17 protein-coding genes and 1 tRNA gene are annotated in these 21,775 nt (G+C 40.2%); 7 read left to right on the top strand and 11 right to left on the bottom strand.

What is annotated here, in order from left to right:
- Positions 1 to 1,346: 1,346 nt before the first annotated feature.
- Positions 1,347 to 2,606, bottom strand: a complete 1,260-nt coding sequence (locus IM792_RS09135) for a Y-family DNA polymerase (protein WP_194101548.1) — start codon at positions 2,604 to 2,606, stop codon at positions 1,347 to 1,349.
- Positions 2,590 to 3,051: a translesion error-prone DNA polymerase V autoproteolytic subunit gene (gene umuD / locus IM792_RS09130; protein WP_194101547.1), complete on the bottom strand. Its 462-nt coding sequence runs from the start codon at positions 3,049 to 3,051 to the stop codon at positions 2,590 to 2,592. Before umuD ends, IM792_RS09135 begins: the two co-directional genes overlap by 17 nt.
- 53 nt (positions 3,052 to 3,104) lie before the next feature.
- Between umuD and IM792_RS09125 the strand changes: the two genes are divergently transcribed.
- Complete coding sequence (locus IM792_RS09125; protein WP_194101546.1) at positions 3,105 to 3,755, top strand: DNA/RNA non-specific endonuclease; 651 nt, start codon at positions 3,105 to 3,107, stop codon at positions 3,753 to 3,755.
- Position 3,756: 1 nt separating this feature from the next.
- The gene (locus IM792_RS09120; protein ID WP_194101545.1) at positions 3,757 to 4,677 is read left to right on the top strand and encodes a hypothetical protein; all 921 of its coding nucleotides are present in this window, start codon (positions 3,757 to 3,759) and stop codon (positions 4,675 to 4,677) included.
- Positions 4,678 to 5,382: 705 nt separating this feature from the next.
- On the opposite strand, the gene IM792_RS09115 is transcribed toward IM792_RS09120, so the two are convergent.
- Positions 5,383 to 6,756, bottom strand: a complete 1,374-nt coding sequence (locus IM792_RS09115; protein WP_194101544.1) for a hypothetical protein — start codon at positions 6,754 to 6,756, stop codon at positions 5,383 to 5,385.
- 695 nt (positions 6,757 to 7,451) lie between these two features.
- Positions 7,452 to 7,526, bottom strand: a tRNA-Val gene (locus tag IM792_RS09105).
- A 660-nt stretch (positions 7,527 to 8,186) separates the two neighbouring features.
- Here IM792_RS09105 and IM792_RS09100 point away from each other — a divergent pair.
- On the top strand, positions 8,187 to 8,420 hold the full coding sequence (locus tag IM792_RS09100; RefSeq protein WP_194101542.1) for a hypothetical protein: 234 nt from the start codon (positions 8,187 to 8,189) through the stop codon (positions 8,418 to 8,420).
- Positions 8,421 to 8,460: 40 nt separating this feature from the next.
- On the opposite strand, the gene recO is transcribed toward IM792_RS09100, so the two are convergent.
- Both recO and IM792_RS09090 read right to left on the bottom strand, forming a co-directional pair.
- A complete protein-coding gene (gene recO / locus IM792_RS09095; protein ID WP_194101541.1) occupies positions 8,461 to 9,186 on the bottom strand; it encodes a DNA repair protein RecO in 726 nt (241 codons plus the stop codon).
- Positions 9,176 to 9,544, bottom strand: coding sequence for a diacylglycerol kinase family protein (locus IM792_RS09090; RefSeq protein WP_194101540.1), 369 nt, complete (start codon positions 9,542 to 9,544; stop codon positions 9,176 to 9,178). Before IM792_RS09090 ends, recO begins: the two co-directional genes overlap by 11 nt.
- Before the next feature lie 105 nt (positions 9,545 to 9,649).
- Between IM792_RS09090 and ileS the strand changes: the two genes are divergently transcribed.
- The 4 genes from ileS to IM792_RS09070 all read left to right on the top strand — a co-directional run bounded on the left by ileS (position 9,650) and on the right by IM792_RS09070 (position 14,496).
- Entirely contained in the window at positions 9,650 to 13,090 is a 3,441-nt protein-coding gene (ileS, locus tag IM792_RS09085; RefSeq protein WP_194101539.1) for an isoleucine--tRNA ligase, read from the top strand.
- Positions 13,090 to 13,476, top strand: a complete 387-nt coding sequence (locus IM792_RS09080; protein WP_194101538.1) for a TraR/DksA C4-type zinc finger protein — start codon at positions 13,090 to 13,092, stop codon at positions 13,474 to 13,476. Before ileS ends, IM792_RS09080 begins: the two co-directional genes overlap by 1 nt.
- Positions 13,476 to 14,081: a lipoprotein signal peptidase gene (locus IM792_RS09075; RefSeq protein WP_194101537.1), complete on the top strand. Its 606-nt coding sequence runs from the start codon at positions 13,476 to 13,478 to the stop codon at positions 14,079 to 14,081. The genes IM792_RS09080 and IM792_RS09075 overlap by 1 nt, the downstream gene beginning before the upstream one ends.
- 127 nt (positions 14,082 to 14,208) lie before the next feature.
- Positions 14,209 to 14,496: a GNAT family N-acetyltransferase gene (locus IM792_RS09070; RefSeq protein WP_194101536.1), complete on the top strand. Its 288-nt coding sequence runs from the start codon at positions 14,209 to 14,211 to the stop codon at positions 14,494 to 14,496.
- 4 nt (positions 14,497 to 14,500) lie between these two features.
- On the opposite strand, the gene IM792_RS09065 is transcribed toward IM792_RS09070, so the two are convergent.
- The 5 genes from IM792_RS09065 to eboC form a co-directional block, all read right to left on the bottom strand.
- Positions 14,501 to 17,008 (bottom strand): AsmA-like C-terminal region-containing protein, encoded by a 2,508-nt coding sequence (locus IM792_RS09065; RefSeq protein WP_194101535.1) that lies wholly within the window; start codon positions 17,006 to 17,008, stop codon positions 14,501 to 14,503.
- Between the two features lie 85 nt (positions 17,009 to 17,093).
- Positions 17,094 to 18,443, bottom strand: coding sequence for a nucleotide pyrophosphatase/phosphodiesterase family protein (locus IM792_RS09060; RefSeq protein ID WP_194101534.1), 1,350 nt, complete (start codon positions 18,441 to 18,443; stop codon positions 17,094 to 17,096).
- Between the two features lie 14 nt (positions 18,444 to 18,457).
- A complete protein-coding gene (eboE, locus tag IM792_RS09055) occupies positions 18,458 to 19,663 on the bottom strand; it encodes a metabolite traffic protein EboE (protein ID WP_194101533.1) in 1,206 nt (401 codons plus the stop codon).
- Positions 19,664 to 19,680: 17 nt separating this feature from the next.
- Positions 19,681 to 20,841, bottom strand: coding sequence for a 3-dehydroquinate synthase (locus IM792_RS09050; protein ID WP_194101532.1), 1,161 nt, complete (start codon positions 20,839 to 20,841; stop codon positions 19,681 to 19,683).
- A gap of 33 nt (positions 20,842 to 20,874) precedes the next feature.
- Entirely contained in the window at positions 20,875 to 21,771 is an 897-nt protein-coding gene (gene eboC / locus IM792_RS09045) for a UbiA-like protein EboC (RefSeq protein ID WP_228085005.1), read from the bottom strand.
- Positions 21,772 to 21,775: the final 4 nt, after the last annotated feature.

Here is a 21,775-nt window from a genome sequence, read left to right as displayed (position 1 = left end):
TTTCTCAATATTTGCTTAATTCGATTAGTGATTCAAAATTAATTTAAGTTAGTATAGGTACTACAGGAAAAGAAGCATCGTTAATGACATGGATTCTTTTGAATTTTATAATTAATTAGTTGGACGTATCAGTTTTTCTGGTACGTCTTTTTATTTAAAATAAAACTATAAATTCGCTTAATAGTTAATTAAAATTACACAGGTCTTGCAATTACCTGATATTGTTTTGAGCGCATCCATTTGTGGTTATCTGGGTGCGCTTTTCTATTGACTATCCGATTCAACCAATTTGAGTGTTTCCAGCAGCAACTATGTTTCCCTGGGGGCATTCTCATCAAACCAGCTTACTGTTGCATAATTATTTGATATGGCTATCACTGTCATTTGAGGGCTTCCCGATTTCAACCTTACAACATCACCTACTTTAATTATCTTCTCCATATTTAAAGCACCAATAAAACAAGATTATGTTTGAGTTAAAATAATATAGATAAACAAAACCAACACGGGTTACAATTCGTTAAATACTTTGATAAAATTTAACATAGTAAAATAAGGCGCACAGGGAAAAATCTGATGCGTCTTATTTGTTTAATAACTTTCTAATAAGTTTGAAAGATTTGTTAAATTTGGAATGCGTATTCAAGTAAGGCAACGCATTTAATTTAAAGCTAAAAATAGGGGTATTTAAAGCTTTTACAGAGGGTGCAACGGTAGTGATACTTTGCACCCTTTATATTTAATCTATGATTTTGGAAACACTTAATGCTTCTGAAAGCGTCATTGAAGATATCGGGTTGTTCTTTCAAACCAAGGGATTTGAGCCACCTACAGTTAGCAAGTTAGATGATACCACTATTGAAATACCCAATCTATTTTTAGTTAAGCTCAAGTGCCAAAACCCTAAATTGTACCAAGACTTTATGAAAATGGTTTACCATATTTAAAAGATTTAAACCACAAATCTTTTCTTACATCCCGTACGTATATCAATCAGGCAATTATGAAAACAGGATGTTGATTGGTGGCGTACTTGTGATTGAGTACGTCAACTAATCAATTTTGATAACAACTTACTTACAACATCATATAAATATTGTGTTATAACTGTCGGAAAATATTTAAGCTTTCTTGACTAACAAACAATGTTCATCAGTGCGCAGTACGGCTAATCGCTTTACAAATTGCCTCATATATGCTCGTATAATTAGCGTTAAAATCTACTTTCATCGGTAATACAAATTTGAAAATACTACCATTAAGCTTCAGATATCTTGAATATTCTCCAGGCAATTTTACCATCAGATATCGAATAACTTTATTTAAAAATACATTCATAAAAGAATCTACTTAATTATTATAATATCAGACAATCGTGTTGTGTACTTAGGAGTTAACGTTTCTTGCCTCATTTTCCATTCATGATTAAAACCTTGCTGTGCTGAGCGAATGGTGTCACGGCCATTCAAACGATTTATTCTATCAATCCGTTTGATAATCTCAATTTCTTTATTTCGATTGTTTGAATGAAATAGATTTTGTGTTCCATCATCATTGGTACGTAAATCAGTTAGCATTACGCCAACTCGCTTATACAAATAACCTTTCTTGTAAATCAATTTTAAGCTCTCTACAGCTCGTTTAATTAGGTATGGGGTGTAATCTGTCGGCACGCTACAAACCGTGCTTACCTCCGGGAAATATTGGGCATCTGTCTTCGAGAAATTATTAGTGCCCAACCATACAGTAATACCCCCAGCAACAAAACCCTGTCGCCTTAATTTTTCAGCAACCCTTGCAGTATAGTTTGCCAAAGCTTCAGCCATAGGTTCAAAATCGGTTTGAAACTTTCCAAAGCTTTTTTGTGAAGCGATGTTTTGTTTAGCTGGTTCTATTAACTCCAATGGTATACAACTTATTCCATTTAATTCATAAACCGTACGCTGTAATACAACACTGAAATTCTTTTTAGCCCAATCACTATCAACTAATGATAGGTCATATGCTGTAAATATTCCAAACTTGTTGAGCCTTGCGGAGATACGTCTTCCAACACCCCACAAATCTTTTATTTCGGTTGATTTCAGAGCTTCGATGCGTTTCTCATCATTATCAATAATGTATACCCCAATATCTCTGTACCTTTTTTTAGCTATACGGTTTGCAAGTTTCGATAATGTTTTTGTTGATGCTACACCAATCGATACAGGCACACCTGACCAATTTGAAATCTTATCCCGTGCATCAGTTACGTAACCAAGCAAGTCACGATATTTTAAGCCCTTACAGCTAACAAAAGATTCATCAATGCTGTAGTCCTCCACCTCTGGAAAAAAGTTCCTTATAATTGATTTAATGCGCTTCGACATATCCCCGTATAGGGTATAGTTACTGCTAAACCCTTTGATGTTATATTGCTTCATCAGCTTTTTAACCTCAAATATTGGAACCGCCATGTCAATCCCTAAAGCTTTGGCTTCTTCACTCCGTGCTATGATAGCTCCATCGTTATTAGAAAATACAACAACAGGCACCCCATTCAATGAAGGCATAAAGTTTTGCTCGCACGAAGCATAAAAATTATTACAATCAATAATTCCAATCATTGCTCCGGCTCTTGATATCTTGTATCACAAACGTAATAACACCCCACACTCTAAAATCTGTCAATTCTTTTATCTCAATCGGTGCAAAATCAGGATTAGCCGATAACAGCCGTACGCTCTGTAACGGGTCTATGTGCAATATTTTGGCATTAAACTCACCATCAATAGCGCAGACCACTAAGTCACGATGTTCAGGTTTTAGGCTTTTATCAATCACCACAATATCACCGGAATAAATGCAAATATCTTTTAATGATGAACCTGAAACCCTGCCTAAAAAAGTGCTGGCAGGGTTGCTGATACATATATCATCAAGGCTTAAAATTTCCTCCAAATAATCCTCTGCCGGTGATGGGAAACCGCATTGAATTGTAGATAAAAAAAGAGGCAACCCCGTTGAGGAATGTTTAAATTTATAGACTGATATGTTAGCCGAAGTATTCACACTACAAAATTGCTAATATTATTAGCATAAATACAACTTAAACTTTAAACAAAATGAGAAAACTGATATTAGCCGTTACCTGTATGTTGTATTCTTTGTGCATATTAGCGCAAGACACAGTAACCGTTCATCACATCAGGTATTCAACCACGTTTGATAAAACATTACGTTATCCGGTATTAGTTCATTGGATAGTTACACCATCAGATATATGTAGCCCCGGCGAACCTCGTAGAATTGAAAGGAAATCTGCATCATTCAGAAGTGACCCGCAACTAAGGCAATACACCTTACTACAACGGTACTATGATAAAAGTGGCTACCAGCGTGGGCATAATATGAACGCTGCTGATAACAGTTGCGACCTACAACAGATGAAAGAAAGTTTTTACTTCTCAAATATGACCCCTCAAACAAAAGAATTGAATGAAAATACTTGGGGTGACTTAGAAGATGATACACGTAAATTGGTTGAAGAATATGGCAAGGTTGAAATATGGTGTGGTAGTTATGCATTTAAAGAAAAAATGGGCATTGTAACTGTACCAATGTTTTGTTGGAAAATCATCAAATACGGTGATATAACGGATGCTTATATCTTCCCTAATCACCACTTCGTAAATCAACATCCTTACAAGTTTTATAAAACAACTGTTAATTCTATTAGAGAAGCATCGAAATTAATCCTAACTAAACTCAAATAAAATGCAAAATCTTTACTGGTCTGTATATAAAAATCTTGAAAAGGAATTAATTGATATTATGTTCTATATACATATAGATGATGACCAATTGAATGTATATTCTCCCAAAATTGCTAATTTGATAGTGAGGTGTGTTGTTGAAATTGAGTCTATCACGAAAGACCTTTATAAGCGACATTCCGGTAATCAATTAGGACATAAGAGATATGATGACATTGGAATTAGCTACTTGGAGGATATATTTGCTTTATCTCTTAAAGTCATTGAATTAAGTTCCATATATTGTTTTCAATCTCAAAAACGGTATTTCCCATTTGAAAAATCCGAAACAAGAACAGGAAAAAAAGATTTAACATTTAGTTGGAATAACGCATATCAAAATATAAAACACGACAGAGCCAATTCACTTAAATTCGGTTCGTTAAAATATCTTTTCGATGCAATGTCAGCTTTGTATCTATTAAATATTTATTTACGAGATGAAAAATTCAATCTTGGTAAATATCCAAATTACAATTATTCAAACTTCCCAAATGACATGGGTTCAGAGATATTTTCAGTTAAATTATATTTAGGTTCGAGCGGAATCCCAATAGACGGAAAATTTGGTAAAAGTTCTGATTTTGGAGAATTTGTATATCGGGTTTCTAACGTAGATGATGAATTTCTAAAAGAATATATCAAAACGGTTGACGATATCAACAACCACGACAGGGTGAAAACAATTGAACATTTCCTGGGACTTGGACAAGCAAACCCAGCCCTGTTTAAAGGTTTAAACCAAGAACAAATAGCTAATCTAATGTTTGAAGAAAAGAGAAAAAATAATTTCTTTATTGACAAAGATTTGATGCTTAAAATGGATTACGCTTCCAAACAAGTCAACAATGAAGCTATAATAATTACCGTTGCTAATTCTTAGTAATTTCCTTTTTAATCGTGGAATCTTTGCAGGATTGAAAACGGGATTTTGATAAGCTATTAAATCTTAAAAATCGGGGTTAACATACCCTTGAATCAAAAAAAAATTGCCGAGGAATATTAAGATTAAGATTTCAACCATATTAATTGGCATTCTTTTTATCGCCATTCCAATTTTAAGCCTACAAGATAAAATGAAAGACTTGGAGATTTGGAAAAACGCCACGACCGTTAAAACAGAGATTACTAATCTTTCAATATCTCACGTAGGTGGTCGAAAGTGGTGGTGTGAAGTTAAGGTTCAAGGTTAAACGAGTAAAGAACAAATCGACCGGGATTTTTACAAGCAACACAAAATTGGTGATTCTATCAATGTCAAACATTCATTGGAAACAGATGAAGTTGTTATTGCTGATATTGATATGGAATCAAGGATGCAATACCTCCCAATTACTTTACTTATATTATTTGGAATCGTTGTGGTTATTCTTGGTATCAGAGGAAAGTAACCCCTTAGAACTCCTGACCAAATTGGTCTGTAAACACTCTGGTATATTCATCTATTTGGAAATTGCAATTCGTACTCATTGTAAACTAAATAGAGGCCATTACACATATAAATCTTTCAATTCAAATCTGATTATGTTAACTCTTGACTGTATAGCGTAATGACCTTTCTATTTGTATTTATGAATAATTAAGCGTGTTAATTATTGGTGCTGATTGACCTTAATACAGCCTCTATAGGTTTATCTTCCGTGCAATTCTTAATATTTAGCGTTGGTGTTAAATTAATTCGTCTAAACGCTTTTAAAATACATTCTTTGACATAATCCGCATCTTCCTCCAAGCACAATATTGAATCGTAAATATTAAATGCTGGAATTCCTTTTTTTAATAAACTCATGTTAACATCATCAAAAATAAGTTGTGCTTCCTGCCTTTGCAGCTTTACAGCAAATTGTTTGTAAGAATCAGAGCCTACACCGCCTTTAATATCGCATATGGCTTTATAACAATTGGGATACTTCTCTTCAAACCACTTTGTTAGTTTACTTTTACGTTTAGATACTTTACTGAAAAATAGTTTTCCAAAGAATCTCTTTTTGAATTGAGACCTTTCGCTCTCTTTGGTGCCTTCTTTTTCCATGAAATAGTCATAAAAAACACCTGATTCGCAATCTTTGATATATTTTTTTACGTCTTCGGGGACATCGTAACTCTTATCTTTCCAGTAATTTACTATCAAAATAGAGGCTAATAAGGGTTGAGAATTTCTGATATCGAACTCGATAAGTCTTTTGCCATCATAACGGATTAACGACCTCGCTTCTCTTTTCAAATTTGTTAGCGATGTGTGCACTCTCGAAAGCGGGTCTTTCCTACTTATGTGCAGCCGTGAATTATGAATTTCAATCAATGAGTTAAGCACTAAATTGAGATTTTTTGACAAATAACCATATTTAGTCTCATCATTTAATTCCCCCATCATAAGAGATATAATAGGGGAAGAGTCATCCAACACAAAACAACTATCCTTTATAAAATCATTTAACCCATAAATACTTAATTTAAGCATATAACTTTTATATAATATCAAATCAGTATCATCATTGTAGTATATATCGTTATGCTTTTCAATAATCTTAGTACTAATTTTATCAAATTTAGGATATAACGTAAATGAGTCGAAAGTTAAATTCTCAGTGTCGCATAACTTGTATTTAAATGACTGACAACCTGGAATATATACATCTACACGACTAATAAGATTATTAGAAATTAAATCTTTTATAATCTTAGTAGTAACGTTGTTTTTTGTTCCAAAAATCTTTGTTAGAGTTTGCATATTTAGTGCGATTCCTCTATAACTTTGATAATCGGAGCAGTCCTTATGGCTATTTATTAAGTCACGAGATATCATGTTTAATACATATAAGTATTTTAGAAATGCCCTCTCAGGATTTTTAAAGTCTTTATTTTCTTCAGCTAATTTTTCAAGTGTTTTTAAAATATTTGCTGGAATTATGTAAGTGAACTGATTGTAATTGTGTTTATCTTTTATTGATTGATTAGGCACAACATGTGTCCTCAACCGATTTTTATTTATGCGATTTTACGTTGGTATCAAATTACTAATTTGCTTTGTAAATCTAAAGCTGGTAGAATCTCCGAGCATAGCTTTAATACCATATTTATTCCAATTGGCATTCAAGCTATGCTAAAAAACTCTATATAAGATGTAATTCTTGCTACAAATTGTAGGTTATTTGAAGGTCTCTAATGACATCCGAGTTTGTTCAATTATCTCGTCAACCGAGTCAATTCGGCCGCTTTCTAAATAATTGATAATATCAGAATACTTGAAATAAATTAATTTAGAACCTTTAGGCTTATAAATAGGGAGAATGCCTTTGCAAGACATTTTGTAGACTGTTGATTTTGACAAGTTCAATAAATTACAGAGTTCTGCAACTGAAAGAAATTCTTTCATCTAAATTTTAGATTAAAAATGAAATTCCGATTTTACAGTTGCGATTTTTAAACAAGTTTTAGACTTGATTAAGGATGTATTAGTCTGTAATTATTAATACGCTACAAATTTAATTTTCGAATACCAATAATAAAAATTTATTTCAAAAAACTTGTAATTTCACCGGCGTAACTGTACAGTTTAATGGCGATAACAATAAAGTAAATTATCGTTTGCGTTGAAATTGTTGTGAAATAAAAAAGCACTTATGATTTTAATTACATAAGTGCTTCATTTTTAAGTGGGAGCAACAGGATTCGAACCTGTGACCCTCTGCTTGTAAGGCAGATGCTCTGAACCAGCTGAGCTATGCTCCCTTTTCAACTTTGGTTGGCTTTAGTAGCGTTCCTTTGTTTTGGGACTGCAAACATAGGGTCTTTTTTTATTTATTCAAAAAATATTTTTAAAAAATTATTTAGTAATTGATAGCCAATGAATTAATTTTAAAATGCAGTTTCTGAAGCATACGGCGGGTTTTCTATGCTTCCTGCAATCGGCCCAAAAAAGAATGATAACTCCTATTTGACGGATATGCCCAGCGAAAATTGTTAATAAGTGTAATAATGTTAAAAAGTCTGGTTTTTTGAGCGGATGTTAGATTTTATTAAGAAAAAGCATTGAAAATTTATTTTTTGAAAAATAATCGACAGAAAATCTCTTTTTTGAGGTTCTTCAACGCGGATATTCTATAAAAATGACTTTTTTGAAGAATTGTGTGTTAAATATGTGTTAAAAGTGTATAAAAAATTAGTTTTTTTAAATATCTAAAATGTATATTTGATCCGTATAATTTATCGTCCTAACACAATACGTTCTTTATGGTAAATTTTATGAGGTCAGTTAATATATAAAAGAGAAAGTTGCTGCTTTCTCTTTTATTATGTCCGGACGATATTGATGTTCAAACATGTATAATTTATGTTTTTCGTATAAACATATCGGCTATTACAGGCGTTACATACAAAAAACCAAATATTATGACTGACATTACCCCAGCCGAAAAAGACGGCAAATATCAATTCACTATATCATATTCAGAACGCGAGCTGATTTGCGAGGTTGAAAAGGAGCAGGATGTTTTGCACGTGACTATTGATAAAACATTGCATTCAGACTTTAAGATAAACAAGGATGGCTCGGTAGAGCAAACCGATGGAGCGCCTGTACCGGCATCAACGTTAGATTATATTAAGAAACGCGTGCTTGGTTAAGCATGTAAGCAGGCTGATGCTTTGGCGCATGGTCAAAGCATCAGCTTAAAACTTCTTCCAGCACTTCGTGCGATCTGATGTTGCCGAAGCCTTCAATGTGCAGGGCGTAATATTCCAGCATCTTGTCTATCAGGTAACGGCGTTCGCTGTTATTAAATACTAATTGAGCTTCGTTGCCAAAATTACTCTGCAATAAACTGTAAAAGTTTTGGGTGTGTGGTGCCGATAAGTATAATGCACTCTCAGGTTTCCAGTTAGAGAATACCCCATTCTTCATATCAAAATATGCCGCCGTACTTGCATTGGCCCTATCAGGGTAAAAGCCAAGGTAGCGGGTTAGCTGTATCAAAAACAACAGGTGGAAATTGGCCAACCCTTCAGTTTGATGATCGAGCCACTCAATGGAATTGAAAATAAAATCGAACAATTGCTCGTCGGGCGATTGCTGCCTTACTGCTTTATACAATACCTCGTTCAAAAAAATAGCGATGCAACTCTTGATCACATCGTAAGGTATGGTTAACAAAACCGGCGATGTTTTAAGTTCAGATATCCGCTGCACGCTCCCCGTATTTTTATGATAAACCACCATATCAACCAAATGCAATGGTTGCAGCATATTGCGCGGTATTTTGGCTTTTGGCTTTTTTACCCCGTTAATGATGTATGATTGTAGTCCGAATTTCTCCGTAAATATTTGTACGATCACGCTGCTCTCGCTGTAATCCGTAGTTCTGAAAATGATGCCCCGGGTTTTATGCAGCATGGTTAATTAACAAAATTAATTTCGGCAAAAATACAACGGCGGCGGTTATCAGGGCAAATACGGCGGCAATAACCACACAGCCTGCGCTAATATCCTTTACATGTCCGGCTTTGGGATTGTATTCGGGCGATGTCAGGTCGGTAAGCAGTTCGAGGGCGGTATTCAGCATTTCGGTAATAATAACCAGGGTTATGGCTACGGTTATCCACAGCCATTCGGCAGCGCTGATGTTTAAAAACAAACCTGCCGCTATGGCAATAACAGTGGCGGCGCTATGTATCCTGAAATTCAGTTGGGTAGCATAAGCATAACGTATCCCCTTAAAAGCGTAGCCAAAGCTGCGTATAACCTTTTTCATGTAAAAATTGAACTACTTAATAGCTATTTAACAGGTAATATATAACTTTCTAAACTAAAAAATCCGTATTTTTGCAACCTCCAAAAATTGAGGTAGAACACATTGATGTACAACGAATATAAACAGTTAAACTTATCCGAAACCGGTAAACAGATACTGGAGTTTTGGAAAGAGAACAACATATTTGAGAAAAGTATCAGCAGCCGCCCTGCCGATAATCCATATACTTTTTACGAAGGCCCGCCATCGGCTAACGGTATGCCCGGCATACACCACGTTATGGCGCGCGCTATTAAGGATATTTTTTGCCGCTACAAAACCCTTAAGGGCTACCGCGTAAAGCGTAAAGGTGGCTGGGATACCCACGGCCTGCCTATTGAGCTGGCTGTCGAAAAATCATTGGGTATCACTAAGGATGATATCGGTAAAAAAATATCGGTAAAGGAGTATAACGATGCCTGCCGCAGAGAGGTGATGCGCTATACCGATGTATGGAATGATCTTACCGAAAAGATGGGTTATTGGGTTGACCTTGAAAACCCGTACATCACTTACGAGAACGAATACATTGAAAGCCTTTGGTGGATATTGCAGCAGCTTTACAACAAGGGTTTGCTGTACAAAGGCTACACCATACAGCCATACTCGCCAAAGGCGGGTACGGGTTTAAGCTCGCACGAGCTGAACCAGCCGGGCACTTACCGTATGCTGAAAGATACTACGGTAACGGCGCAGTTCCATGTAAAAAGGGAGCAGGAGCATCCGTTGTTGGCGCAGTTGTTTGATAATGCCGATGAGCAAACATCAATATTAGCATGGACAACCACCCCGTGGACGCTGCCATCAAACAGTGCCCTGGCCGTTGGCGAAAATGTTGACTACGTTAAAATCAGCACCTTTAACCAATACACTTATGCGCCGGTTAGCGTAGTGCTGGCTAAGGATCTGGTAAAAAAATATTTTAAGGCTGAAGCTGAGAATGCCTCTTTTGAGGATTACAAGCCCGGCGATAAACTAATACCGTGGCAGGTTAAGGCCAGCTTTAAAGGCAAGGAACTGGTAGGTGTAAAATATCACCAGTTGATGCCTTACGTAACCAATGCCGATCTGGAGCAAAATGCTTTCCGTGTAATACCGGGCGATTTTGTTACTACCGAGGATGGTACCGGTATAGTACACATTGCCCCAACTTTTGGTGGTGATGACTTTAGGGTGGCCAAAGAAGCCGGTGTGCCTGCCGTAATGGTGAAGGACGAAACCGGTAAGGATGTGCCACTGGTTAACAAGCAAGGCCGCTTTGTTGAGGAGGTGAGTGATTTCCCGCTTTATTATGTTAAAGAGGAATACTTTACCGATGAGGAACGTGCCCAGTCTGATTTCAGGCCTACAGATGTACTCATCGCCATCAAACTAAAGGAAGATAACAAAGCTTTCGACGTAAAGAAATACGAGCACAGCTACCCGCACTGCTGGCGTACCGATAAGCCGATATTATACTATCCGCTGGATAGCTGGTTTATCCGCACTACGGTGTTAAAGGATAAGATGGCCGAGTTGAACAAAACCATCAACTGGAAACCCGAATCAACCGGAACAGGTCGTTTTGGTAACTGGCTGGAAAATCTGGTGGACTGGAATTTGTCGCGTTCACGCTACTGGGGTACCCCGCTGCCTATATGGCGCGAGGAGAACGGTAAGGAAGAAAAATGTATCGGCTCGGTTGAGGAACTAAAAGCCGCCTTGATAGCAGCGGTTGATAGTGGCGTATTGAATGATGCAGAATTAGAGAAAAACCAATCAATAATTCAATCACTCAATAATTCAACATTCGATCTGCACCGTCCGTATGTTGACGATGTAGTATTGACCTCAGCAGCCGGCAACAAAATGTTCCGTGAACCTGATCTGATCGATGTTTGGTTTGATTCGGGCGCCATGCCTTACGCGCAATGGCATTTCCCGTTCGAAAACAAGGACGAGTTTAAAAACGCTTACCCGGCCGATTTTATAGCCGAAGGTGTTGACCAAACCCGAGGCTGGTTCTTTACCCTGCACGCCATAGCCGTTATGCTTAGCGAAAGCAGCGATGAGGTTAAGGCCATCAACGAGCAGGTGGGCAATAAAGGTATCGCGTTTAAAAACGTAGTATCAAACGGTTTGGTGCTGGATAAGAATGGCAACAAAATGTCGAAACGTTTGGGCAATACCGTCGATCCGTTTGAAACCATAGGCCAATACAGTGCCGATGCTACCCGCTGGTACATGATCAGCAACGCGTCGCCATGGGATAACCTGAAATTTAACCTGGAAGGTTTGGACGAAGTGCGCCGTAAATTCTTCGGCACATTATATAACACCTATTCATTCTTCGCGCTATATGCCAATATCGATAAGTTCACGTACAGCGAACCTGAGATAGCATTGAGCGACAGACCGGAGATAGACCGTTGGATCATATCGTTATTAAATACCTTAACCAAAGAGGTTGACGGTTTTTATGCCGATTTTGAGCCAACCCGTGCTACCCGTGCCATACAGGATTTTGTTGATGCGCACTTTAGCAACTGGTACATCCGCTTAAGCCGCAGGCGTTTCTGGAAATCAGAAAACTCTGAGGATAAGCTATCGGCCTACCAAACATTGTATACCTGTTTGGTAACCATATCAAAACTGATATCGCCGGTGGCACCATTCTTTGCCGAGCGTTTGTATAACGATTTAAATAAGGTTACCGGTAAGGAGCAGTTTGAATCGGTGCACCTGGCATACTTCCCTGAATACCATGCCGACCTGGTAAATGAGGAACTGGAGGAGCGTATGCAGTTAGCGCAGGATATATCATCATTGGTATTATCATTGCGTAAAAAGATCAGCATAAACGTGCGCCAGCCCCTGAGCAAGATATTATTGCCGATACTGAACAGGAACTTTGAGCACCAGGTAGAGCAGGTTAAGGAGTTGATACTTTCTGAAACGAATATCAAAAATATTGAATATATTACCGACGCTGCCGGCTTTATTAAAAAGAAGGTAAAACCTAACTTTAAAGCATTAGGGCCAAAAGCAGGTAAGCACATGAAAGCTGTTGCCGACGCTATTGTAAACCTGGATCAGCAGGCGCTTGCAAAATTTGAGCAGGATGGCAAAACAACTTTTGAGGTTGATGGTTCGGCTTTCGAGATCGCAATAACCGATGTTGAGATCATAGCTGAGGATGTACCGGGATGGCAGGTTGCAAATTTAGGCAAACTAACCGTTGCTTTAGATGTTACAGTAACCGACGAACTGAAAAAAGAAGGTTTATCGCGCGAGCTGATAAACCGTGTTCAGAACCTCCGCAAGAGCAAGGATTTTGAGGTGACCGATAAAATTAACGTGCGCATCAAGACTGACAGTACCGCGATTATCGATGCCGTGAACGCTAACCTGGCGTACATCAAGGCCGAGATACTTGCTGATACCATTGAGTTTACCAATGAGCTTAGCGAAGGTGAAGTAACAAATATTGACGAAAACGAATTATTGATTTCTTTAAGTAAAATATAATGGCTAACGAAACCACAAAGACCAGATATTCTGACTCAGAACTACAGGAGTTCAAAGACATCATCTTAGATAAGATACGTGTTGCTAAAGAGGAGCTTAACGCGTTGGCTTCATCATTAAGTTCGCCAAACGCGAACGGCACTGACGATACCGCCGGTACGTATAAAACTTTAGAAGATGGCTCGGCTACTTTAGAGAAAGAGCAGATAAACCAATTGGCTGCAAGGCAAAAAAAGTTTATTGAGCAATTAGATGCTGCCCTGGTACGCATCGAGAACAAAACATACGGTGTTTGCCGCGAAACCGGCAAGCTGATTCAAAAAGAGCGTTTGCGCGCTGTGCCGCACACCACGCTGAGCATGGAAGCTAAACTTCGACAAAATTAATGAAGGCATCGTACGTTAAACCTTTTCTTGTTGCCACATTGGTAGTATTGGCTGATCAGATCATCAAGATCTGGGTGAAAACCAATATGGGCCCTAATGAGGAAATACATTTTTTAGGCGACCGTGGCATGCTGCGCTTTATCGAAAATAACGGTATGGCTTTCGGTATGGAGCTGGGTGGCGAGTTGGGTAAACTGGCCCTTACACTTTTCCGTATTGTAGCGGTAGTAGCTATAGGTTTTGGCCTGGTTCATTTAATAAAACACAAATACCATCGTGGCCTGATCATGAACGTGGCCCTGATATTGGCCGGTGCGCTGGGTAATATTATCGATTGCGTTTTTTACGGTAAAATATTTGGTTACGAAAAATGGTTTCATGGCAAGGTGGTTGATATGTTCTACTTCCCGTTGATCAGAGGGCATTATCCGGACTGGTCGTCAATATGGGCAGGAAAGGAATTTGAATTCTTTAGCCCGATATTTAACCTGGCCGACGCGGCTATATCAGTAGGTGTTATTATGATATTGATATTCCAAAAGCGCTACTTTAAGCATGAGGAGCCCGAACCGGTAAGTACCAACAGCGAAGTCGTTGAAGAATAAACAATATATCCTTATATAAAAAGCAGAAGGGCCTTTGTAATTCACAAGGCCCTTCTGCTTTTTGTGATATTTTCCGTTTGGTAAAAGGCTTAGCATTACTACATTTGAATAACCAATCTATCTGCTTATGTCATCCTATACAGAGATCGAACTCATTAATAACGAGGCTGTGCACAATTTTGAATTGTATGTTGAAGGGCACCGCGCTTTTGTTGATTACCTTAAAAAAGGCGAAAAATATTACCTGGTACACACCGAAGTGCCGCAAGCGCTTGAGGGCAAGGGTGTAGCCACCGCATTGGTTGATAAGGTGTTTCAATATATCGAAAGCCAAAATGCCAAGGTGGTACCATTATGCGTATATGTACAAGGCTTTTTAAAGCGCCACCCGGAGTGGAGCAGGGTTATAGCTTAAGCTCTTACTTAGCTTCTTCCTGCTTTTCCTTCTCTTTATCCTTGTCGTCGTCTTTATCCTTGTCCTTATCTTTTTTGCGGTTGCGGTTCAGTTTAATCTTGATCTTGCCATCGTCGCCATCGGCTGCAAGCAGGTATATTACGATGCCTTTCATGCGCTTTTTGCGGCGTTCTTCAGGGTCAGTTATCTTGTAGTCATCCTTGGGGTTACGCAGCGGTACATCAATGGCTATGTTGGTGCCTGTGCCTAACGAGTAAACACCCGCCATATCAATATTTAGCACGCTCGAGCTGATCTGCATCGGCCTGATGTTGATCTTCTCGCCACGCAGATCAAACGTGCCATTCAACTGCGGAAAGGTAATATTATCCAGATCACGGAAAGGAAACGCGAATTTACCCACACTCTTTATCGGGTCGAATGATTTTAAGGCACCATTTTTCAGATCGAACGATAGCGTACCATATACTGATCGGGGCACCAAACTGCCATCATTGGTAATTCGCCCCTTTACACTGGCGTTGGATGTAAGGTAGCCGGTCAAATTCTTACTGGTGAGGCTGCTCAACCCAAAGTTATCAAACGAGTAAAAGAAAGTGCTGATGTTCACATTATTTACCTTTGTTTTTATATCGAATGAGTTTGCAGCGCCATCCTGCTGCACATGCCCGGTTATATTGAGTGAACCACCCGCATGTTTAAGACTAATGTTGTTAATAGTAACACCATTGTTGGTAAGCTCGGCACTGGCGATGGCATTGGTAGCCAGAAATTTTTTGTAGTATACCTTTTCAACCAGCATGTGCAGTTCGGCATTGGCTTTTTCGAATACGTCATTAAGCTGCTCGGCAAGGTTACCATTATTGGTGCGTTTCTTAGGCATTTTGCGTACGTAGCTTTTCTTATTCAAAAAACCTAAAAACTCACCCAAATACAATTGCGGGCTACGCACATACCAGGTCAGCACCATCTTTTCAGGGTCTTTATAATACAGGTTCAAAAAGTTTTTCACCCGCCCGTCCATCTTCACAATGCTATGGCCGCTTTGCAGGTTTATGTTTTTAAACAGCAAATCGTTATCGGTAAAGTATAATGATAGCGATGAGTTTTTAAGATTCAACCCGCGTGGTACGTACGTCATATCGGCATTTTTAATGTTAATGGCCCCACGAAATACCGGTTTGTTCAATTGATAATCCACAATGTCGGCCTTATAATGCAGGTTAAGGTCGGCAGTGCCTTTATTAAATTTAAGCGGATCGCCCTCAAAAACATTGTTTAGCTTAGTTACATCAAACTTTGAGCGGAAAGCTCCGCTGGCAATAGGTTTATCCAGGTTTACAATGGTTACGGTATCCATAGTAAAAGGCATCTCCTTGTAGTTACCGGTAAAGTTATACAGGCCAATGGCTGAGTTTTCATCACCCAGTTCCTTATTCTTATCATGCCCGTTGGTAAACAAGCCATTAAAGCTACAATTCTCCATCACACCGCCCGGTATTTTCAAGGTAGTGTTGCTCACCTTACAGCGTACGTTGATAGCAGGATCGCCACCGCCACCAAAATCGCCCACCAATGAGGTTGTTACCGCCAATGGTTGCGATATGCTGAACATATTAAGCTTGGCCGAAATATTAGGCGCCAACAAGTCGGCGGCATGTTTCCAAAGCAATTCATCAACCTTAATATTGATAGTGAATTTTACCGGATCTTTAGCGGTTTCAAACTTAGCGCCTATAATAAACGGATCATCGCCAATATTTAACTTATTAGGCGCTACGGTAATTAAGCCATCCTTTTCAGTGTACTGAATATCGAACGGTCCGCGCAATTGTTTGTCCTTTATAAAGCTACCTCGCTTAGTGTTAAAGGCCAGGCTTTTTACTTTAGTATCCAGGTTTATCTTTGCTTTCCAGCCCTCGCTCGGGTAATCAACCTTACCTTTTAAGGAGTTAATGTAAAAGCTGAATAGTTTATTAGCTTTCTGATTATCCAGCGAGAAAGCCACCTTATTCAGGTTGATGCGTTTAATGATAGCGGCCGCGCCACTTTCATCATCGTCATCCTTTTTCTCGGTTTCGGGGGTAGGTTTGGTTTTCTTGAAAACGGCCGTGTTGCTGTAGCCGGTACTATCGGTAAAAAAGTCTATTGAAGCGTTATTTATACTGATTTTCTGTATGTTAACACTGCCTGTAATGAGTGAAAGGGCATTTACGGCTACTTCAACATCGCCTGCCTGTAGTAGTGTATGCTTGTGTTTTTGCCATTGATTATCCTTAAGCGATACGTTTTTTAACGACACCGCCACGTTAGGGAATGCCGAGAAAAAGGTAGGGTCAAGCTCGCCGATAACCAGCTTTCCATCAATACTTTTATTAACCGTTTGGGTAATAAGCGTTAGTACCTTTTGTTTATTAAAGGTGATATATAACGATGCGGCAATAAATAAAAGCAGTATAAGCGCTAATATGCCACCCAATACTTTAAGGGTGATTTTGAACCATTTAGGCATAAGTTGTACGTGATTAAGAAATGTTGTACCCTGTTTAATGCAAAAGGTATTCCAATCACTTAGCTTACACTATTCAGGAATGTTGTTAGCCTTTAAGATGCTGCCAAATCACATCAAAAACATCCGGCGCGTTAATGGTGCCCGTCAGTTCATCTTGAGTAACCAACACCGGTTTATACTCGTGCGAAACATTAACCCTGCCGTGCGAACCTTTGATGAGGGTAGCATCCAGCGGAATTACATCCATCACATACCTAAAGCCTGCTTTTTTACGCAGCAGTTTATAACCGGCGCGTGCCTTTGAGGTCATGAACATTTCAACAGGATCATAACCCGGTTTTTTATGTATGTCGACCACGCGGGCATAGTCGGGGGCAACGGCATCGTCAAGCCAAAAGTAGTAGGTAAACCAGCTGTCTTTATCGGCCATAACTACCAGGTCGCCGGCACGTTCGTTGTCAATGTTGTATTTGGCTTGCTCCTCACGGTCAAGCACCAGCTCAACACCTTTAACTGATTTAATGAGGCTCTTTACCTTTTCGGTAACCGATGGATCATTGATATAGATATGCGCTATCTGATGGTCGGCTACGGCAAACGCTTTTGACGCGCCTGCATCCAGTAATTCCAAACCGCGCTCAATACGTATGCCCAGCATATCGTGCTGGCGCAGCAGGCGGTTAAGGTGGATAGGGTTATTAACCGGGGCAATGCCATATTCAGAAAGCAGGATGATCTTAGCGCCTTTTTTTTCATAAAAGGTGATCAGGTCTTTCAGTACATCATCAATCTCCTTTAATTCAGGAGCTATCTTAGCAGTATCAGGCCCAAATTTTTGCAGGCAATAATCCAGGTGCGGCAGGTAGATAAGCGTAAGCGTAGGGTTGTGCTGATCATCGGTATGCATGGATGCATCGGCTATCCAGCGGGTTGATTTGATGTTGGCGCCCGGTCCCCAAAACTGAAACAGCGGGAACTGACCTAACTTACTCTGCAATTCATCACGCAGTTCTGCCGGTTGCGAGTAGCAATCGGGCATTTTACGGCCATCGGCCAGGTAATTAGGGCGTGGCGTAACCGAGTAATCAACGGTTGAATACATATTGTACCACCAAAACATCATGGATGTGGTAAATGATGGGTCTTCCTTTTTGGCTTTGTCCCATATTTTTTCACCGTTAACCAGCTTGTTCGATTGTTTCCAGAATTTCACTTCGCTATCAACCCTGTCATACCAGCCATTGCCAACAATGCCGTTATCCTTTGGCCATTTGCCGGTAACGTAGGCTGATTGTGCCGAGGTAGTAACCGCGGGCAAAAGTGGCTCAATGGTAGTAAGGTGGTTTTTGGTGACGTATTGCTTCAAGAAGGGGGTATGCTCGCCAATAACCGAGGTTGAAAGGCCTACAATATCAATAACAACCGTTTTATTCATAGGTACAGTAATGTTTAATTGCTCAGTTTGTTTTTTACCCAGGCCAATTCACGACTAATGGATTGAGCCATCGGTACTTTCAATTCCGCAGGCAAAACACCCCAGGTATAAGTTTCAGCCTCCAGGTGGTTGGTGAAAGGCTTATTCTTCCATATTTCAAGCACCTCGCTTATATCGCTCTGTGTTGATTGCAGCAAACCAAAGTCCTCTAAAAATATAGGTACATGGAAATGCGCGCGCCATTCCCTGGCATCGTCCTTAAGTAATAAGGCATCCGTTAGGTCGGGGTAGCGGGCAAGCTGTCCGTCGTTTAGGCGGGCAATTACTTGGTGCAGATAGGTTGGCTCATCAAATTTGGCAAACTCATCTAATAAGGCTTGCTTATTGTCAGGCTCACCGGTAAAAGTGGCCTTTAAAGCAGCGCTGATCTGTATCTTACCCGTTGTTATGCCTTTGGCCTCCAACTCATCAATCACCGCCTGATGCGGCTCGTAACCAATAGCGAAGTGGCAAACATCATAACATAAGGCAATGTGGCGTTTTATCAGGGCTTCGGCTTCGTGGGCTAACAGGTTGCGCTTTTCGGCAAAACGGGTAATGCCTTGCGGTAATAATACCTGCTCGTACCAATCAATAAACTCCCGGCCGGTTTCCAGTATGCCATCCGGCTCCGGCTCAATATCCAAATGTAGCAGGGTGCCGGTTTGTTCGTAAATGTTGCTTAATTCCTCGGCAACCAATAATATCTTTTTTGTGGCGATGAGTTTGGCTTCTTCCAACGCATCGCTTGTATCAAACCAATGCTTGTAGCTCAGTGGCGAGGTTGATATACCGCCTTCCAAACCTTCGGGCACTAAAGCGGTAAGTATGTGGAATAAACGCAGGGTATATGCCAAACGGTCGCTGGTTGTCCAGTCGGGGGCGTGTACCTGGTCTTTCACCACGGTATCATGAAAGCCACCGTAAGGAAAGCCGTTCATGGTAAACACGTAGGCATTATTTTCATACAGCCATTGTTTAAACTGCTGCATATTATCACCCATCAGTATCTCTACACTGGCCTGGTTTGACAGGCGCAGCCCGATACCCATCGGCTCATCAGGTGATAACTGTTGCTTAACCTCCGGAAAGTTTTGTTTAAGGGAGGCAAAATGATCGGCCCAGCTTTCGCCGGGGTGTATGTTGGTGCAATAAGTTAAATGCGCGTTATTGATCTGCATAGGTAAATAGGCGATGTTTATTGCAACTGATGCTGCTGTGTATCTGTTAAAATATGTCCCGCTTGTTCAAGCAGGGCGGTATCCATTTCATGTACCTCTTGTCCTTGACCAATGGAGGTAAGCAGCATAATGGTCAACTGTCCGCCTAAATGCTCCCTGAATTCCTCCAGGCCATTCAGTATCGGGCTGTTGCCCTCGTTTACCTGTAGTAGCGGGTGGGTAACCTCAAAACCCAAATTAAGCAGCAATTGAATTACCCTTTGACTTTCAGCCGATGATAAGCGGCCTGAAAGGTTAGAGTAAACCGTATCGAGCGCTATACCCATGGCAACGGCCTCACCGTGTTTTACCTCAAAATGGCTCAGGTATTCCAGTTTATGGGCGCTCCAATGACCAAAATCTAACGGGCGCGATGAGCCGCTTTCAAACGGATCGGCACCGGCAATATGTTCCATGTGCAGTTTGGCACAGCGCCAAACCAATTGGTTCATTACGGCCATATCACGCTCAACCAAAGCTTGCGCGTTAGCCTCTATCCAGTTGAAGAAATCGGCATCTTTTATCAAGGCTACCTTAATAGCTTCGGATATGCCCGAACGCCAGTCACGATCATTTAATGTGGTCAGAAACTGCTCATCATTGAATACCGCTACCGGTGGCACGAACGTGCCTAAAAAATTCTTTTTATTGAAGTAGTTAATGCCGTTTTTTACACCGATGCCAGAGTCGTTTTGCGATAGCACGGTTGTAGGTATGCGTATGTGCTTGATGCCACGATGCGATACAGCCGCGGCATAACCCACCATATCCAACACCGAACCACCGCCAATGGCCGCGATATACGAGTGACGGTCAATACCATACGTATGAACAGCCTCAACTACCTGGTCGAAATAAGAGGTATCATTTTTTACCTGCTCGCCACCGGGAATGACCAGGATATGATCAACCAGTTTTACGCCGGTATTGGCAGCAAAGTAGGTCTTGATGTTTTCTGTTAGTTGAGGATGCGTGTTGGTAACGCCCTCATCTATCACAAAAAATATTTTACGTTGTACGGCAGTGTTTATCTGCGACAAAAAATCATTGAAAACATTGTTGCCTGCTTCAAAAAGCCCGGCAGTGAAGAAAACCTTATATTCAAATTTTACAGTGAACGACTGTTGTAAATGCTCCATGTACAGCTCCGAATCAAAAAAAACGTTAAAAAATCAGGTAACGGCGAATATTTTAGCCAGCCACATTGACAATGGCAACAGGCAGGCTATCAATAAAGCTACGAAAAATGTGCTGAATGTTGCCGCCCATGCCGCATCCATCAGGATGAGTGAAATTACGCCTGCCTTTACGGCCGCGCCTATGTTTTTGCCAACCGGTTGTTGAATAGCCTTTAATAACGGACGGAATATCATCCATATAAAAGGTATTAAAAACACCGCGGTTAGCAATAATGTACCGTTACGATAACCAAAGTAGGCAATAATGCCCGCCACAATACTATACAAACCCGAGGCTATGTACAAGTTACCCTTGCTGCCACCATGCACCTCACCACGGCTGATCATCGTGATACAAAATATATAGATGATAGGCACCACGGCCAGCATATACCAATGCTGCAAAACATCAGGCAATATGCTGATGCCCAAAAGCAGGTTAAGCCCACGACAAAAGCCCATATTAAGCGGCCCGAAAAATGGGTGGTGCTTGCTGATCTTGTTATAAAGCAGCGCGAAGAAAGCGATAGCTACAGCTAATATACCCGACAGGCCTCCGCAAAATACTGCGGCTGCAATACCGGTTATAAGCAATACGCTGCCCAATGTAGCGGCAGATGTCTTGCTGATGATGCCGCTTGGTATGGCTCGCTCGGGGCGTTCAATTTTATCCAGCTCGGCATCAAAAACATCATTAAATACAATACCGCCACCATACAGGCAGGCGGTTGAAAAGCATAATAACAGGGTGGTTGATAAATATCCCAGCATCATGAAAGCACCCGAATCGGCAAAGATGCCGGTGATGGCTATGCCCGCCAGTACATCAGCTACCGAGGTAACGATGTTTGCAGGGCGCATCATGCGCAGGTAACTGATGGTCTTACTCAAAACA

The organism is Mucilaginibacter sp. JRF, assembly GCF_015223065.1.
Classification (GTDB): domain Bacteria; phylum Bacteroidota; class Bacteroidia; order Sphingobacteriales; family Sphingobacteriaceae; genus Mucilaginibacter.
The sequence above is the reverse complement of the archived record's forward strand: the minus strand, read 5'-3'. Positions and strand labels throughout refer to the sequence as shown.

Excerpts from the sequence above, each read along its gene's own strand:
- IM792_RS09120 (WP_194101545.1), top strand. The coding sequence starts at position 3,757 with ATGCAAAATCTTTACTGGTCTGTATATAAAAATCTTGAAAAGGAATTA.
- IM792_RS09060 (WP_194101534.1), bottom strand. The coding sequence starts at position 18,443 with ATGAATAAAACGGTTGTTATTGATATTGTAGGCCTTTCAACCTCGGTT.
- IM792_RS09125 (WP_194101546.1), top strand. The coding sequence starts at position 3,105 with ATGAGAAAACTGATATTAGCCGTTACCTGTATGTTGTATTCTTTGTGC.
- IM792_RS09070 (WP_194101536.1), top strand. The coding sequence starts at position 14,209 with ATGTCATCCTATACAGAGATCGAACTCATTAATAACGAGGCTGTGCAC.
- IM792_RS09090 (WP_194101540.1), bottom strand. The coding sequence starts at position 9,544 with ATGAAAAAGGTTATACGCAGCTTTGGCTACGCTTTTAAGGGGATACGT.
- eboE (WP_194101533.1), bottom strand. The coding sequence starts at position 19,663 with ATGCAGATCAATAACGCGCATTTAACTTATTGCACCAACATACACCCC.
- IM792_RS09065 (WP_194101535.1), bottom strand. The coding sequence starts at position 17,008 with ATGCCTAAATGGTTCAAAATCACCCTTAAAGTATTGGGTGGCATATTA.
- ileS (WP_194101539.1), top strand. The coding sequence starts at position 9,650 with ATGTACAACGAATATAAACAGTTAAACTTATCCGAAACCGGTAAACAG.
- IM792_RS09100 (WP_194101542.1), top strand. The coding sequence starts at position 8,187 with ATGACTGACATTACCCCAGCCGAAAAAGACGGCAAATATCAATTCACT.
- recO (WP_194101541.1), bottom strand. The coding sequence starts at position 9,186 with ATGCTGCATAAAACCCGGGGCATCATTTTCAGAACTACGGATTACAGC.
- IM792_RS09050 (WP_194101532.1), bottom strand. The coding sequence starts at position 20,841 with ATGGAGCATTTACAACAGTCGTTCACTGTAAAATTTGAATATAAGGTT.
- IM792_RS09135 (WP_194101548.1), bottom strand. The coding sequence starts at position 2,606 with ATGATTGGAATTATTGATTGTAATAATTTTTATGCTTCGTGCGAGCAA.
- IM792_RS09080 (WP_194101538.1), top strand. The coding sequence starts at position 13,090 with ATGGCTAACGAAACCACAAAGACCAGATATTCTGACTCAGAACTACAG.
- IM792_RS09075 (WP_194101537.1), top strand. The coding sequence starts at position 13,476 with ATGAAGGCATCGTACGTTAAACCTTTTCTTGTTGCCACATTGGTAGTA.